Annotated in this window: 1 protein-coding gene; it reads left to right on the top strand. The window is 66.0% G+C overall.

The features are described from left to right. The coding region (locus tag ACYF6T_RS44875; RefSeq protein ID WP_461703746.1) for a fumarylacetoacetate hydrolase family protein at positions 1–203 on the top strand (203 nt) is incomplete at both ends.

A 203-nucleotide genomic window follows, 5' to 3' on the forward strand; every position in this document is an offset into this window, starting at 1 on the left:
GCAGGTCTGATGGTCGGCCAGGACCTGTCCGAACGCGTCACCCAACTGAAGGGCAGGCCCGCCCAGTTCAGCCTCGGCAAGTCCTTTCCGGGCTTTGGCCCCACCGGCCCGGTTCTGGTCACCCCGGACGAGTTCGACGACCCCGACGATCTTCAGATCACCGGACTGCTGAACGGTGAGGCCGTCCAGCACGACCGCACCAA

It is taken from the genome of Streptomyces sp. 7R007, assembly GCF_054850255.1.